This window comes from Streptomyces sp. G-G2 (assembly GCF_030063135.1).
In the GTDB taxonomy this organism is placed as follows: domain Bacteria; phylum Actinomycetota; class Actinomycetes; order Streptomycetales; family Streptomycetaceae; genus Streptomyces.
On sequence record NZ_JASISO010000003.1, the window covers coordinates 96,041 to 110,781 of the forward strand.

Annotated in this window: 11 protein-coding genes and 1 pseudogene; 9 read left to right on the plus strand and 3 right to left on the minus strand. The window is 73.0% G+C overall.

Annotated elements, in window-relative coordinates; all coding sequences use genetic code 11:
* The first annotated feature begins 145 nt into the window (after positions 1 to 145).
* Positions 146 to 1,630, plus strand: a complete 1,485-nt coding sequence (locus QMF80_RS03505; protein WP_283449359.1) for a carboxylesterase/lipase family protein — start codon at positions 146 to 148, stop codon at positions 1,628 to 1,630.
* On the opposite strand, the gene QMF80_RS03510 is transcribed toward QMF80_RS03505, so the two are convergent.
* Complete coding sequence (locus tag QMF80_RS03510) at positions 1,608 to 2,918, minus strand: alpha/beta hydrolase (protein ID WP_349372168.1); 1,311 nt, start codon at positions 2,916 to 2,918, stop codon at positions 1,608 to 1,610. The two genes, QMF80_RS03505 and QMF80_RS03510, sit on opposite strands and share 23 nt — an antisense overlap.
* 256 nt (positions 2,919 to 3,174) lie before the next feature.
* Here QMF80_RS03510 and QMF80_RS03515 point away from each other — a divergent pair, with 256 nt between their 5' ends.
* The 3 genes from QMF80_RS03515 to QMF80_RS03525 are packed head-to-tail and all read left to right on the plus strand — an operon-like array spanning position 3,175 to position 6,426.
* Entirely contained in the window at positions 3,175 to 4,065 is an 891-nt protein-coding gene (locus QMF80_RS03515) for an alkaline phosphatase family protein (protein WP_283449360.1), read from the plus strand.
* Between the two features lie 2 nt (positions 4,066 to 4,067).
* Positions 4,068 to 5,372: an MFS transporter gene (locus QMF80_RS03520; protein WP_283449361.1), complete on the plus strand. Its 1,305-nt coding sequence runs from the start codon at positions 4,068 to 4,070 to the stop codon at positions 5,370 to 5,372.
* Positions 5,373 to 5,397: 25 nt separating this feature from the next.
* Positions 5,398 to 6,426 carry a TolB family protein gene (locus QMF80_RS03525; RefSeq protein ID WP_283449362.1) on the plus strand — a complete coding sequence of 343 codons (1,029 nt, stop codon included), beginning with the start codon at positions 5,398 to 5,400 and terminating at the stop codon, positions 6,424 to 6,426.
* A gap of 42 nt (positions 6,427 to 6,468) precedes the next feature.
* Here QMF80_RS03525 and QMF80_RS03530 read toward each other — a convergent pair whose 3' ends face one another.
* A complete protein-coding gene (locus QMF80_RS03530; protein WP_283449363.1) occupies positions 6,469 to 7,161 on the minus strand; it encodes a GNAT family N-acetyltransferase in 693 nt (230 codons plus the stop codon).
* Positions 7,162 to 7,632: 471 nt separating this feature from the next.
* Between QMF80_RS03530 and QMF80_RS03535 the strand changes: the two genes are divergently transcribed.
* Entirely contained in the window at positions 7,633 to 8,877 is a 1,245-nt protein-coding gene (locus QMF80_RS03535) for an MFS transporter (protein ID WP_283449364.1), read from the plus strand.
* A 141-nt stretch (positions 8,878 to 9,018) separates the two neighbouring features.
* Here QMF80_RS03535 and QMF80_RS03540 read toward each other — a convergent pair whose 3' ends face one another.
* Entirely contained in the window at positions 9,019 to 9,789 is a 771-nt protein-coding gene (locus tag QMF80_RS03540) for a GntR family transcriptional regulator (RefSeq protein WP_283449365.1), read from the minus strand.
* Positions 9,790 to 9,967: 178 nt separating this feature from the next.
* Between QMF80_RS03540 and QMF80_RS03545 the strand changes: the two are divergent.
* From QMF80_RS03545 to QMF80_RS03560, 4 genes and pseudogenes are all read left to right on the plus strand, one after another.
* Positions 9,968 to 11,286 (plus strand): annotated as a pseudogene (locus tag QMF80_RS03545) (PTS transporter subunit EIIC).
* Positions 11,287 to 11,320: 34 nt separating this feature from the next.
* On the plus strand, positions 11,321 to 12,382 hold the full coding sequence (locus QMF80_RS03550) for an SIS domain-containing protein (protein ID WP_283449367.1): 1,062 nt from the start codon (positions 11,321 to 11,323) through the stop codon (positions 12,380 to 12,382).
* Positions 12,383 to 12,516: 134 nt separating this feature from the next.
* A complete protein-coding gene (locus tag QMF80_RS03555; protein WP_283449369.1) occupies positions 12,517 to 13,191 on the plus strand; it encodes a (2Fe-2S)-binding protein in 675 nt (224 codons plus the stop codon).
* Positions 13,192 to 13,272: 81 nt separating this feature from the next.
* Positions 13,273 to 14,718 carry an alpha/beta hydrolase family protein gene (locus QMF80_RS03560; RefSeq protein ID WP_283449370.1) on the plus strand — a complete coding sequence of 482 codons (1,446 nt, stop codon included), beginning with the start codon at positions 13,273 to 13,275 and terminating at the stop codon, positions 14,716 to 14,718.
* The last annotated feature ends 23 nt before the right edge of the window (positions 14,719 to 14,741 follow it).

Sequence of the window (14,741 nt, forward strand, 5' to 3'; positions counted from 1 at the left end):
CTCGCCCCTTGGGGAACGTCGGAAAACGGTCGGTGCGGGTGCACCCGTCCCGGGTCCAACCCGTCCGGCCCCGTCCCGGGTCACGCCTTGTCACCCGTAGGTGGCTGTGCGACGGTGCGCCCAGGAGCGGATTCAGGAGGAAGCGATGAGCGCAGCGGACGGCCGCCCCAGGGCCCGGACCAGGCACGGCGTGGTCGAGGGCCGTACCGAGGAGGGCCTCGCGGTCTTCCGGGGCATCCCCTACGCCGCCCCGCCCGTCGACGCCCTGCGCTTCGCGGCGCCCGCACCCCCGGCCGCCTGGGACGGCGTGCGCGACGCGGGATCGTACGGTCCGACCGCGCCCAAGGTCCCCTACCCGCAGCGGTTCGCCGCGCTGCTGCCCGACCCCGGGATCCCCGGCGACGACTGCCTGAACCTCAACGTCTGGACGCCCGCCACCGGCCCCGGGGCCCGGCTGCCCGTCATGGTGTGGCTGCACGGCGGCGCCTTCACCCGGGGCTCCGGCGCCGTACCCGTCTACGACGGCTCCGCCTTCGCCCGTGACGGCGTGGTCCTCGTCAGCGCCAACTACCGGCTCGGCGTGCTCGGCTACGGCCTCTTCCCCGACGCCCCGGCCAACCGGGGCCTGCTGGACCAGATCGCCGCCCTGGAATGGGTCCGCGACAACATCGCGGAGTTCGGCGGAGACCCGGACCGGGTGACCCTCTTCGGCGAATCGGCGGGCGCCATCAGCGTCGGCGCCCTGCTCGCCGCCCCCCGCGCCGCCGGACTGTTCGCCCGGGCGGCCCTGCAGAGCGGCGCCCCCGAGGTGCTCCCGCGCGACCGGGTCCGCCCGATGGTCCGCCGGATGGCCTCCCTGCTCAAGGTCCCCGCCACCGCCGAGGCCTTCGCCGCGGTGCCGTCCGACGCGCTGCTCGCCGCGCAGGCGGCGGTGCTGCGTCGCTCCGGCCCGCTCTTCGGCGGGCCCGGGTTCCACCTGGTCACCGACCCGGACACGCTGCCCGAGGAGCCGTTGGAGGTGCTCGCCCGCGGCCGGGCGGCGCGGGAGATACCCCTGCTGGTGGGCTGGACCGCCCAGGAGCACCGGCTGTGGCTGGCGCCCAGCGGGGCGATGCGCCTCGTCGACCAGCTCGGCCCGCTCGCCGTCGCGCTGGCCCGGCACCGCAGCGGCAAGGACCGCCTGGCCGTGCGGGAACTGCGCGAGGAGCTGCCCGGGGCCGGCCCGGCCGACGTGGTGGGCAGGCTGCTCACGGACCAGCTGCTGCGCGATCCGCTGCGCCGCCTCGCCGGGGCCGACCGGGACGCGCCCAGCTATCTGTACGAGTTCGCCTGGCCGTCCGGGGTGCCCGGGCTCGGGGCCTGCCACGCGCTGGAGCTGGGCTTCGTGTTCGACACCCTCGCCGTGCCCGAGAGCGCCTGGCTGGCCGGGCCGGACGCCCCGCAGGCCCTCGCGGACGAGATGCACGCCGCCTGGGTGCGCTTCGCGGTCACCGGCTGCCCGGGCTGGGAGCCCTGGGACGGCTCCGGCCCGCCGAAGGTGTTCGGCGGGCCGGAGCGGGAGGACGTGCGCGAGGGGGCGGGGGCGCGGGAGGCGCGGCGGGAGGCCGCTACTCCACTGGCCCTTCCATGACCTTGCTGATGAACTGGATCGGGCCCTCGCCCATGTTCGGCACGTAGGTCTTGGCGTTGTGCTGGCCACCCGGGATGACCCGCAGGCTCGTGTGGATCGGACCCTTGGTGTAGTTCGCGATGAACTTCTGCACGTCCGGCAGGGTCTTCTTGTTGCTCTCGTTGTCACCGACCTGGAAGGCCAGGTAGACGTCCGGGCCCTTCTTCGTGATGAGTTCCTTGGCCAGGAGCTCCGAGTTGTTCGCGGCCTTCTCGGTGTCGTGGCCCTTCCACAGCGAGGAGTCCGGGACGATGTCCGGGCCGGAGCAGATCGCGGCCTTGAACTTCTCCGGGTACTTCAGCACGGCCTTGAGGCTCGCGAACCCGCCGGTGGAGGAGCCCATGTAGGCCCAGCCGTCACGCGACTTGATGGTGCGGAAGTTCTCCCGGATGAGGTCCGGGACGTCGTCGGTGAGCCAGGTACCCATCTTGGGTTGGCCCGGAATGTCGGATCCGTCCCAGTAGATTCCCTTGTCGTCGGGCCCCGGGTTCAGCACGGGCATGGCGAGGATGAAGGGCTTGCCCTTGCCCTCCGCGGACCACTTGCTGATGCTGGTCTGGAGACCGAGGTCGGTGCCCATCCAGTAGTTGTTGGGGTAACCGGCGCCGCCGGGGAGGGCGACCATCACGGGGAAGCCGCTCTTCGCGTACTTCGGGTCGAAGTACTCCTTCGGAGCCCAGACCCAGACCTTGCCCTTGAAGCCGGACTTCTTGCCGTCGAGGGTGACGACGGCGACGTGCGTGCCGTCCTCCAGGGTCGCCGCGTTCTTGAAGTCGGCCTTGGGGCCCGTGGGCATCAGGGCCTTGGAGTTGGCCGCCTGCTGGGCGCCGCCCCCCTTGTTGCCGTCGCCGCCGGGCTTGCCGAACGAGACGGCGCTGCCCTTGTCCGTGAAGGGGGGTATCTCGAAGTACGTCATCGCGGCCGCCGCGGCGCCCGCGAGGGCCAGCACCGTGCCACCGCCGATGAGCCAGCGCTTGACCTTGGACGTGCGGCGCGGCTCGGCGTCGGGGGCCACGTGCCCGCAGGTCGGGCACAGTTCGCCCGGCGCGACGCCCTGGTGACGGGGCTGCTGCTGGTACTGCGGCTGGTCCCCGTACTGGCCCTGGCCCTGCCCCTGCTGCTGGCGCTGGTACTGGGCGCGGGGCAGGGGCTGGGTCTGCTGCGGCTGCTGGTAGGGCCCGTCGGGTCGCTGCCCCTCGGGCGGGTACGGCTGGTACGGCTGGTACGGCCCGTCGGGCGAATACGACATGTGCGGAGCTCTCCGGCTGTTACAGCCCCCGTTGGGGCGATGCGTGTCTTCGTCTGTTCGAAGGATGAACGAAACAGGCCTCAGGTTCCTAATTTTTGATTTTCTTGAGGCTCCCTAGGGCAGCTCCTTACCCGCCCCCGAGCATGCAGCGCGCGTTCGCATTCCGTTGGCCCGGCATGTCTGGCCACCGCACATCCCCGTCGGTATGGTGCCGACGCGCCGCCCCCAGAACCCCCCCTCAGCCGGAGGTATCACCGTGTTCGGCCTGCCCCTGTCACGGCCCCGACGCACCACCGCCCTCACCGCCGCCATAGGCCTCACCGCCGCCTTCGCGGCCCTGTGGACCTCGCTCGGACCCGCTCAGTCCGCACACGCGGCGGCCCTGCCCGCCCCCGACCACGTGGTGGTCGTGGTCTTCGAGAACCACGCCTACAACCAGGTCATCGGCAGCTCCAGCGCCCCCTACATCAACTCCCTCGCGACGGGCGGTGCCAACCTCACCCAGTCGTTCGGCGTCACCCACCCGAGCCAGCCGAACTACATGCAGCTCTTCTCGGGCTCCCACCAGGGCGTCACCGACGACAGCTGCTACACCCCCGGCTTCAGCTCCGCGCCCAACCTGGCCTCCGAACTGCTGGCCGCGGGCAAGACCTGGGGCAGCTACAACGAGACCCTGCCCAGCCAGGGCTCCACCACGTGCAGCAGCGGCAAGTACGCCCGCAAGCACAACCCCTGGTTCGCCTTCTCCAACGTCCCGACGAGCACGGCCAAGACCATGGCCCAGTTCCCGACGGACTACACCACCCTGCCCAAGGTCTCCTTCGTCGTCCCGAACCTGTGCAGCGACATGCACGACTGTTCGGTCGGCACCGGAGACACGTGGCTCAAGACCAACCTCAAGGCCTACGCGGACTGGGCCAAGACCCACAACAGCCTCCTCGTCGTCACCTTCGACGAGGACAACCGGCTCGCGGGCAACAAGATCCCGACCGTGCTCTACGGCCAGCCCGTGACCCCCGGCTCCTCCAGCGCCACCACCTACAACCACTACGACATGCTGCGCACCCTGGAGGGCCTGGCGGGCCTGACCGCCCACGCGGGCAACGCCGCCACCGCCCACGACATCACGGGGATCTGGGCGAGCTGACGATGTACGTTGCGGACAGCCGCGGCACCCCCGCGCCCGCCGTGACCACCGAGCAGGCCGTCGCCCCGGGCATCCGCCCGGGGCGGCGCGCCGCGCTCGGCCCCACGGTCTTCGCCCTCGGCACGGTCAGCCTGATCACCGACGTCTCCTCCGAGATGGTCACGGCCGTCCTGCCGCTCTACCTCGTCGCCGGACTCGGCCTCACCCCGCTGGGGTTCGGCCTGCTCGACGGTGTCTACAACGGGGTCAGCGCCCTCGTCCGGCTCACCGGCGGCCACCTGGGCGACCGCTCCGGCCGCCACAAACTGCTCGCCGGACTCGGTTACGGCCTCTCCGCCCTGTGCAAACCGCTGCTCCTCCTCGCGCACACCCTCCCCGCCATCGGCGCCGTGCTCGCCCTCGACCGCACCGGCAAGGGCCTGCGCACCGCCCCGCGCGACGCCATGATCTCCCTGGCCAGCAGCCCCGAGACACGCGGCCGGGCCTTCGGCGCCCACCGCGCCATGGACACCGCGGGCGCCCTGATCGGCCCGGTCCTCGCCTTCCTGATCCTGCGCGGGGCGGCCGACGGCTACGACGCCGTCTTCACCGTCAGCTCCTGCGTGGCCGCCCTCGGCGTCCTCGTCCTCGTGCTGTTCGTACCCCGCCACACCCCCGCGGGCCGCCGGGCCCCGGCCGCGGAGCCCGGGTCCGTCGCTGCCCGCGTCCCGCTGCGGGCCTCCGTCGGCCTGCTGCGCCGCCCCGGCCTGCGCCGGATCAGCGTCTGCGCCCTGCTGCTCGGCCTGTGCACCGTCAGCGACGCCTTCGTCTTCCTGCTGCTCCAGCACGCCACCGGCATCGCCGACCGCTGGTTCGCCCTACTGCCGCTCGGCACCGCCGCGGCCTTCTTCCTGCTCGCGCTGCCCCTGGGCAGGCTCGCCGACCTGATCGGCCGCCGCCGGGTCTTCCTCGGCGGACACCTCGCCCTGCTCCTCGCCTACGGGCTGCTGCTGACCGGCGACGTCCTGCCCGGCATGCCCTACGCCGTCCTGCTCCTGCACGGCGCCTTCTACGCCGCCACCGACGGCGTACTGATGGCCGCCGCCGCGGACACCGTGCCCGAGGAACACCGCGGCGCGGGCCTGGCCCTCGTACAGACCGGCCAGGCGCTCTCCCGCTTCGTCTGCTCCATCGGCTTCGGCGCCGCCTGGACCGCCTGGGGCGCCCGGCCCGCGCTGATCGCCGCCGCCGCCCTGCTCGCCGTATCCGTCGCCGTGTGCGCCCGCCTGCGCCTCAGCGACGGCACCGGACCCGCCTCCGCGGCCTAGTGCCGCGTCCGAAAGGCCCCCTTCCATGACGCTCCAGCGCCGCCTCCTGATCCTGCTCGCCGCCGTCCTCGTCCTCGCCGGGGTGGGCGCCGTCGCCGTCGTACGGGCCTCCTCCCGCGCGGAGGAGAAGAACCACGAGCGGGCGGGCGGCCCGCGGATCACCGAAGGCCGCATCTCGCTGGCCCCGGGCGACGGCGGACGGCGGATCGTGTTCCGGAACATGGCCTGGGGACCGCACCGCGACGAGCTCGCCACCGTGCCCGCCGGGCAGCCGCAGGGGGAGCGCACCGCCTCCGGGGTCTCGTGCCTGCGCTTCTTCGCCGCCGCGGGCACCGGCATCTGCCTGAAGGCGGTCAAGGGCGGGGTCCAGGACAGCTACCGCGCGGTCGTGCTCGACGACCACGTGAAGGAGATTTCCAGCCATCCGCTCGCCGGGATCCCGACCCGGGCCAGGGTCTCGCCCGAAGGACACCTGGTCGCCTGGACGGTGTTCGTCGGCGGGGACTCGTACGCCGGTACCAACTTCTCCACCCGCACCTCCGTGCTGGACCTCCGCACCGGGAAGTACGACGCCTCGCTGGAGGACTTCACCGTCCGCAAGGACGGGCACACCTACCGGGCGGCCGACATGAACTTCTGGGGCGTGACCTTCGCGGCGGACGAGCGGACCTTCTACGCGACCCTCGCCACCGGCGGCAAGACCTACCTGGTCCACGGGGACCTCGTCGAGCGCACCCTCACCACGGTCCGCGAGAACGTCGAGTGCCCCTCGCTGTCGCCCGACGGCACCCGGATCGCCTTCAAGAAGCGGGTGGCGGGGGCCCCCGAGGACGCGCCGTGGCGGCTCTACGCCCTGGACCTCGCCTCCGGTACCGAAACCCCGCTCGCCGAGCCGCGCAGCGTCGACGACCAAGCGGTGTGGACCGACGACCACACGGTCGTCTACTCCCTGCCCGGGGACTTCGGCGCCGACCTGTACTCCGTACCGGCCGACGGCAGCGGCGCACCCGTCCCCCTGATGCCCTCGGCCCTCGCCCCGTCCTTCCTCGGCTGAGCACGGCCGAGGAAGGACGGGGAACGCAGGACCGCGGTGTCCTTACGCCGGGATCAGCGATCCGGCGGAACGCCGTGAGCGGCGCGGCCGGCCGGCCGCGATCCGCAGCTCGATGACGGAGCGGACGGCGGGCCACTCCTCGTCGAGCACCGAGTAGAAGGCCGTACTGCGGACGGCGCCGTCCAGCCCCCGCGAATGGGCCCGGCGGACCCCCTCGCAGGTCAGCCCGAGCCGTTCCATGGCCGCGCGGGAGCGGGTGTTGCGGGCGTCGGCCCGCAGGGAGATCCGGCGGACCCCCCAGGTCTCGAAGGCATGGCGGAGCATGAGGAGCTTCGCCTCGGTATTGATGCCGGTTCCCTGGGCACCCGGCGAGAGCCAGGTGTTCCCGATCTCCGCGGCATCGGGGATCGCCGTGGCCGGATCGCCGTACGGGACTCCGGGCACAGCGGGCCACACCAGCGGGCCCTGCCAGTAGTCGAGTTCCAGGAACCGGGTCGATCCCACCACCCGGCCGTCGGTGGCTCTGACCACCGCGAACGGGAGGGATCGACCCGCCGCCTGATCGGCGAGGGCGCGGTCCATGTACTCGTGGGACGCCTGCAGCCCGTGGGGCACGGGGGTGAAGGCGTAAGTCCTGCGATCCTCGGCCCCGGCCAGGGCCAGGGCCTCGGTGTGATGGGGGGCGAGGGGCTCGAGCCGCACGGTGCGGCCGGCGAGGAGTACGGGTGCGGGCACGGAGCCTTCGGTCCTTCTGGGCGGTGGGGTGGTTGCACAGTCTGCGCTCCTGACGTCACCCCCCGCGCAAAACGCGAGTGAAAGGCAACGGGCTGTCAGGTGAACGCGAGTGGCTCAATGTAGCCCCTGGAAGTCCCCATATGAACCCCCCTTTTGGCAACGGCGCGGCACTGTTTTCCGAGGGCCCCGGCGCCCGTGTCGGAGCACCTGTATTTCCGGTCCGCGGGCATCCGTTCCGCCGCTCGGAGCGGGCTGTGCGGGGGGCCTGCGCGGCGTGTCGCCGGGCGCGCGGATGCGCGGATGCGCGGGGAGACCCCAGGGCACGCCCTCGTGCGAGGCTCCCGTTCGGCGCTCGTGCGCGGCTTCCGTCGGCGGTGATCGCGCCGGACCTGTTGGTGACGGCAAGCGGCCCAGTGGGCCTACGGTCAATTGCACCATCCGCCGACGCCGTATGCCTGATGAAATGGTTGGATGACGATACGGATCCTGCCGCCGCCGGGCGCGTCGCGCCGACTGGCCGCCGCCCAGCTGAGCAATTCCGTCGGTGACGGTGCCTACTACGTGTGTTCGGCGCTCTACTTCACCCGGGTGGTCGGTCTGTCGGCCGCCCAGATCGGCCTCGGTCTGACCATCGCGTGGGCCGTCGGATCCGTGGCGGGCGTCCCGATCGGGGCGTTCGCCGACCGGCGGGGCCCGCGCGGCACCTCGGTGCTCCTGGCGCTGGCCACGGCCGCCGCCGTCGCGTCCTTCCTGCTGATCACCTCGTTCTGGCCCTTCCTGCTGGCCGCGTGCGTGTACGCGACCGCCCAGTGCGGACTGGCCGCGGCCCGCCAGGCGCTGCTGGCGGGGCTGGTGGCCCCGGGGGAGCGGACCGGGGTGCTGGCCCACCTCCAGTCGATGCTGAACGGCGGGCTGGCGCTCGGCGCGGCCATCGGCGGGCTCGCGCTCAGCGCGGACACGGGGGCGGCGTACCGCCTGGTGTTCGTGCTGGACGCGGTGAGTTTCCTCGTCTGCGCCGGGGTGCTGCTGCGGCTGCCCGCGGTGGAACCGCTGCCCGGGCGCGCGGCGGGGGAGCCGCGCCTGGCGGTGCTCCGCGACCGCCCGTACGCGCTGGTCACCCTGCTGAACGCGATCCTGCTGCTGCGGATGCCGCTGCTGAGCCTGGCCATCCCGCTGTGGATCGTGGAGCGCACGCACGCGCCGGGCTGGCTGGTGTCGGCGCTGTTCGTGCTGAACACGGTCGCCGTGATGCTCTTCCAGGTCCGGATGGCCCGACCGGTGAGCGACCTGGCGAGCGCGCGGAACGCGGTGCGCGGCTCGGGTCTGGTGATGGCGGCCTCCTGCGTGGTCTTCGCGCTGTCCGCGCTGCCCGCCGGGGCCTGGGCCGCCGCGGCCCTGCTGGTCGTGGGCGCGCTGCTCCAGGTGCATGCCGAGATGCGGCAGTCCGCCGGGTCCTGGCAGATCAGCTTCTCGCTGGCCCCGCCCGAGCGGATCGGCCAGTACCAGGGCTTCTTCGGTACCGGGGTGCCGGTGGCCCGGACCCTGGGCCCGCTGCTGCTGACCTCGCTGCTGCTCCTGTGGGGCATTCCGGGCTGGCTGCTGCTGGGCGGGGTCCTGCTGGCGGCTTCCTGGGCGATGGGTCCGGCCGTGCGCTGGGCGGCGGACCGGGAGGCGCGGACCGCGGAGGGCGCGCGGGCCGTCGTACGCGCGAACTGACCGTCCGGCGGGCCGGGTGGCCCGCCCGGGTCCGGGCCTGCCGGGTGAGCGCCCGGGGCCGGGCCGTCCGGGCCCTCGCGGACGGGTCTTCGGACCCCGGGGCGGGGGACCGATGCCGTCCGGGCCGCGCGCCCGCGCGTGTCAGTCTGTCTGGAGGGTCGTGCGCAGCCGGTAGCGGTCCCCGCTGTACTCCACCGTGGAGAGGAGCAACGGCCGCTGGTCACGCGCGTACACGGTCTGGTCGAGGACGAGGACGGGCGCGCCCTCGGCGATGCCCAGGTGACCGGCGAGCACCGCGTCGGCCGAGCGTGCCTCGATGGTCGCCTCGGCCCGCTCGGGCTCGACGCCCCAGCGGCGCAACTCCTCGAAGAGCGAGGCGTCACGGAAGTCGGTCCGGGCCAGTTCCGGGGCGAGATCGGCGACCAGCAGGGTGCGGTCGAGCGCGATCCGTACGTCGTTGAGCAGCCGGACCCGCTCCAGCCGGATCAGCGGGGTGCCCGCGGGCACGTCGAGCCGGTCGGCGTCGTCGAGCGAGGCCGTGACGGTGTCGTGGCGCAGGACGTCGGAGCTGGGCCGCATGTGCTTGCGGCGCGCGGTGGCGGTGAACGACTCCAGGTCCTTGGGCCACTCGCGGGCGGGTGCGGGCGGCGCGGGGGCGGCCACGAACCAGCCGCGCCCGTGCGAGGAGGTGACGAGGTCCTGTTCGACGAGGTGGGCGAGGGCGCGGCGCAGGGTCACCCGGGAGATGTCCAGCCGGGTGCACAGTTCGCGCTCCGGCGGCAGCTTGCTGCCCGCGGACAGGCCCCGGCAGGCGATCTCCTCGCGGATGCGGTCGGCGGCCCGGGACCACAGGGGGTCGGCTCCCTGGGCGGCGCCGGGAGCGGTGGCAGCCGTCGTGGCGTCGTCGGTCATGGGGAAAACCATACCACTTGCTACCACTCGGGGTATCCGTCTGGCCTGCTGAAGGCCGGGACCTTCGCCCCTACTCAGGCTCTTGCGGCTAGACCACACCAGACCACTGTTGACCAATATGAAACCACTAGCTACCTTCAGAGTCGTCCCCACCCCCCTCCCGACGAGGAGTACCGACATGAGTACGGCCACCGCCCCGGCCGCCGGGAAGAAGCCGAAGGGCCCGGGCCGGGTCATGCCGGTGATGCAGCGCATCGGCCGCAGCCTGATGCTCCCCGTGGCCACCCTTCCGGCCGCCGCCCTGATGACCCGGCTCGGCAAGGAGGACCTGCTGGGCAGCGACGCGCTGCCCACGGTCGTCCAGAAGTTCGGCATGGTCCTGGCGGCGGGCGGCGACACGGTCCTCGCCAACCTGCCGCTCCTCTTCGCGGTGGGCGTGGCCATCGGCTTCGCCAAGAAGGCCGACGGCTCGACCGGTCTGGCCGCGGTGGTCGGCTACCTCGTCTTCAAGGCCGTACTCGCCAGCCCTGCCTTCCCCAAGGGTGTCGACGGAGAACCGCTCGACGCGAAGGTCATCGGTGGCATCCTGATGGGCCTCATCGTGGCCCACCTCTACCAGCGCTTCAGCCGCACCAAGCTCCCCGAGTGGCTCGGCTTCTTCGGCGGGCGCCGGCTGGTCCCGATCCTCAGCGCGTTCGCGGGCGTCGGCCTCGGTGTGGTCTTCGGTGTCATCTGGCCCACCGTCGGCCGCTGGTTCTTCGAGTTCGGCGAGTGGCTCGTCGGCACCGGCGCCATGGGCGCGGGCATCTTCGGGGTGGTCGTCCGCGCCCTCATCCCGATCGGGATGCACCACTTCTTCTCGTTCTTCCCCTGGTTCGAGGCGAGTTCCTTCACCAACCCGGACACCGGCGCAGTGGTGCACGGCGACATCGCCCGCTTCCTCGCGGGGGACCCGAGCGCGGGCCAGTTCATGACCGGCGGCTTCGCGATCTATATGTTCGCCCTCCCGGCCGCGGCGCTCGCCATCGCGCACACCGCCCGCCCCGAGAACCGCACCATGATCAAGGGCATGATGATCTCGGTGGCCCTCACCTCCGTCATCACCGGAGTGACCGAGCCCATCGAGTTCAGCTTCATGTTCGTCGCGCCGCGCTCTACGCCGTCCACGCCGTGCTCTTCGGCGTCTCGATGGCCCTGTGCTACGCCCTCGGCATCCGCGACGGCTTCGGCTTCTCCTCCGGAGCGATCGACTACGTGGTCAACTACGGCATCGCCACCAAGCCATGGATGATCATCCCCATCGGGCTCTGCTTCGCGGCGGTCTACTACGTGCTCTTCCGCTGGGCCATCGTGAAGTTCGACCTGCCGACCCCCGGACGGGAACGGGATCCCGACGCGGTCGCCGCGCCCACCGCGGACGTCCCCGCCGCGCCCACGGAGCACGCCGTCCCCGCCGCGCCCACGGCGGACGCCGTCCCCGCCAATACCGACGCCTGACCGCCCGTACCGCACCCAGAAAAGAGGAACCAGCATGTCCGGATCCCGTATCACCTTCCTCCAGGGCCAGGCCGGCCAGGGCGCGGCGCTGGAGCGCGTCGCCGACCGCGTCCGCATCCAGCTCGCGAGCCCCGCACTGGCCGCCCTGCACACCGCCCGGCGCCCGCTGTTCACCGGTATCGGCGCCTCCTACGCGGCCCTCGCGGTCCCCGTGCAGCAGCTGCGCGAAGCCGGTGTGGTCAGCCAGCGCGTGCTCTCCAGCGAGATCGAGACCGGCACCGCCGGGTTCGACACCGACTGCCTGATCGCCGTCTCCCAGGGCGGCCGCAGCTCCGAGACCCTCGCCGCCTTCCAGCACGCCGCCCCCGGCATCACGAGGACCGCGCTGCTCAACGTCGTCCCCTCGCCGCTCGGTGACCTCGCCGACCTCACCGTCGACCTGGGCAACGAGCCCGACTCCTACGCCTCGACCATCGGCTACCCCGGGACCGTCGTCGCCCTCGACCTGATCGCGGGAGCCCTCGCGGGGCGGCCCGCGGCCGAGGACCCCTGGCTGCGGATCGCCGGGCAGACCACAGCGGTCCACTCGCGGGCCACCGAGGTCGTCGCCGGTCTGCGGGAGCGCGGCGCCCGCTGCATCGCCGCCGACGCGGTGACCGCCGGGGCCTCCCGGGCCTCCGCCGAGGAAGGCGCGCTCCTGCTGCGCGAGGTGGTGCGGATGACCGCGGCCGCCTCGGCGACCCGCAACTACCTGCACGGCGAGATGGAGTCCGCGGGCAACACCCTCCACCTCGTCTTCGGCGACGACCGCGAGATCGAACTGGCCCGCTCCCTCTCCGGAGCCGGTCACCTCACCCTGCTGATCACCACGGCCGAGGTCGAGGCGGCCGGGCAGCTGGCCGTCGTACGCCTGCCGCGGTGCGCGGACGCGGCGCGGGTGGTCCTGGAGACGGTGGTGCTCCAGGAGCTGGTGGCCCAGCTCAGCGCCGAGCGCGGGGTCCCGATCGAGTCCTTCGTCTTCGCGAACGACGACACCAAGGAAGGCGGGCTCGACATGTCCGACTTCGAGGTCGCCGCGCACTTCCCGACGGGCTGACCCCACCGCCCCACGGCGGCGGCCGCGCTGTTACAGGACCTGCGGGATCCACCGGATCCGGCAGGTCCTGGACGTGCACGTGCCGGGCCTCACCCCGCTCTCGGTCCCCGGGAGGCGCCTGGGATCATCGGGCCATGGATCTGGACGACGTACTGCGGCGGCTCGCCTCCATCGGGCCGTTCTTCACCGTGCCGTACGGGAAGGAGCCGCCCGGGTCCGGGTTCCGGCCGCTGACGGAGCTGTACGGCGACCGGCTCGGCGGGTACGTCGCCGAGGTCGGGCGGCGCATGGGAACCGGACCGGGCCGCGTGGCCGCGTCCACCGCGCAGTTGGGCATCGCCTCCCGCCTGTGGTCCCTCGGGCTCGGCTGCGCGGCGCTCTGCGGGCGGGTGCCGGACCTGGCGGCAGACCGGGTGTGGTGGCGGCTGCCGGACGCGGGATCGCTGGAACTGTGGCTGCCGGAACCCGTGGACCTCCCGCAGGAGGCCCTCGGTGACACCGTGCTCGGGAACCTGGCCGCCCTGGACGCCGGGCTGCGGTCCCGCTTCGCGCTCTCGCCCCGGGTACTGCGCGGGAACACCGCCTCCGGGCTGGTCGGGGCTCTGCGGGTACTGATGGACCGGGTTCCGGCCGACGGCGCCGCCGCGCTGGCCTCCGCCCTGCTGGCCGAGGACGGGCCGCTGGGCGCCGCCGGCACCTTCGTGTACGAGGAGGGGCTCGGCGTGGCCTTCGTACGGCGCAGCTGCTGCCTCTACTACCGGGCGCCCGGCGGCGGCCTGTGCGGGGACTGCGTACTGCGGACCAGGTAGCGGCACGCGGGAGCCCCGTTCGGAGCAGTGGCGGGTGTGGCGCCGGGCGACCCGCCGCAGCGGCCTCCTACCGTCCCGGTCATGACACACGAACGCACACCGCGCGAACGCACCGCGCGTCAGCCGCTGTCACCCGGGGGGCCGTCCGGGGGCCCCGGGTTCTCCCGCCGCGCGGCCCTCACCGGGATCGCGGCCGGTGCCGGGGCCCTCGCCCTCGGCGGCGCCCCGGTCGTCGCGGCCGCGGCCGCCGGACCGGTGGCGGCCACCCCGCCGCCGGACCCCGCGCCGGCGGCGATGAAGCTGTTCGCCGACCCAGGCTTCGACTTCGCCGCCCTCTTCGCCCTCGGCGCGGCGGGCATGCGCGCCGCCGAGACCGGCGAGGTCCTCACCGCGGTGAACACCGTCAACGCGGCCGGCCCCTCCGAGCAGACCTTCACCGACACCTTCAGGGGCTGGGGCCAGAAACTCGCCGCGCCCCCGGCCGAGGGTCGCCACGGCAGCGGATTCCCCTCCCAGACCCGCCGGTTCCGCTCGCTGCGGGCCGCCCAGTACTTCGCCCAGGCCCTCTTCTACGTCCTGGGCACGGCCGAGCCGGGCGACGAGAAGGCGCTGTACCAGTCGGGGCGCCAGGCCTGGGACACCTTCACCCGGCTGTGCTCACCGGCCGCGGAGCATGCGCGGGTCCCGTACGGGAACACCCGGCTCCCGGTGTGGTTCTTCCGCCCCGAGGGCCCGGTCGAGCCGCGCCCGACGGTCATCCTCACCAACGGCAGCGACGGCCAGAACGTCGACATGTGGACCTACGGCGTCTGCGCCGCGCTCGACCGGGGCTGGAACGCGCTGGTCTACGACGGCCCGGGCCAGGGCGAGCTCCTCTTCGTGGAGGAGCTCCCCTTCACCACCCGCTGGGAGCGGGTGGTCACCCCGCTGGTCGACTGGCTGACCCCCCGCAAGGACGTCGACGGCGCCCGCATCGCGCTCACCGGCCTGAGCATGGGCGGGAACCTGGTGGCCCGGGCGGCGGCCTTCGAGCACCGGCTGGCGGCCGTGGCCTGCATGCCGGGCTGTGTCAGCCCCTGGCTGGCCTTCGACAAGACGCTGCGGGACGTGGTCACCGCGGACAAGGCGGAGACGAACCGGAACTGGAACCAGCTGGTGGTCCCGGACCTGTCCCCGCAGCTCGCCTACACGGTCAAGAAGCGCTTCGAGATCTTCTCCCCGGAGGCGCTGCGCGAGGCCAGGGCGGGCCGGGTGTTCAAGGACTTGTGGACCCCGGCCCAGGTGGCGATCGGCCTCGACGTCACCGGGGTGGTGCCGAGGATCAAGGCGCCGACGCTGGTCCTGGACTACGAGGACGAGCAGTTCTACCCCGGCCAGCCCCGGCGGATGTACGACTTGCTGCGGTCCCGGCGCGAGTACGTGAAACTGACGGCGGCCACCGGGGCGCAGTTGCACTGCTCCCCGATGGCCCCGCAGCAGCACTGCGACGTCGTCTTCGACTGGCTCGCCGACGTCCTGAGGCGGTGACGGACCCCCCGCGGTACCGGAAG

Bases quoted from the DNA above. Each gene is read 5' to 3' on its own strand.
- QMF80_RS03550 (WP_283449367.1), top strand. From the start codon at position 11,321: ATGTCCGGATCCCGTATCACCTTCCTCCAGGGCCAGGCCGGCCAGGGC.
- QMF80_RS03525 (WP_283449362.1), top strand. From the start codon at position 5,398: ATGACGCTCCAGCGCCGCCTCCTGATCCTGCTCGCCGCCGTCCTCGTC.
- QMF80_RS03505 (WP_283449359.1), top strand. From the start codon at position 146: ATGAGCGCAGCGGACGGCCGCCCCAGGGCCCGGACCAGGCACGGCGTG.
- QMF80_RS03535 (WP_283449364.1), top strand. From the start codon at position 7,633: ATGACGATACGGATCCTGCCGCCGCCGGGCGCGTCGCGCCGACTGGCC.
- QMF80_RS03520 (WP_283449361.1), top strand. From the start codon at position 4,068: ATGTACGTTGCGGACAGCCGCGGCACCCCCGCGCCCGCCGTGACCACC.
- QMF80_RS03555 (WP_283449369.1), top strand. From the start codon at position 12,517: ATGGATCTGGACGACGTACTGCGGCGGCTCGCCTCCATCGGGCCGTTC.
- QMF80_RS03560 (WP_283449370.1), top strand. From the start codon at position 13,273: ATGACACACGAACGCACACCGCGCGAACGCACCGCGCGTCAGCCGCTG.
- QMF80_RS03510 (WP_349372168.1), bottom strand. From the start codon at position 2,918: ATGTCGTATTCGCCCGACGGGCCGTACCAGCCGTACCAGCCGTACCCG.
- QMF80_RS03540 (WP_283449365.1), bottom strand. From the start codon at position 9,789: ATGACCGACGACGCCACGACGGCTGCCACCGCTCCCGGCGCCGCCCAG.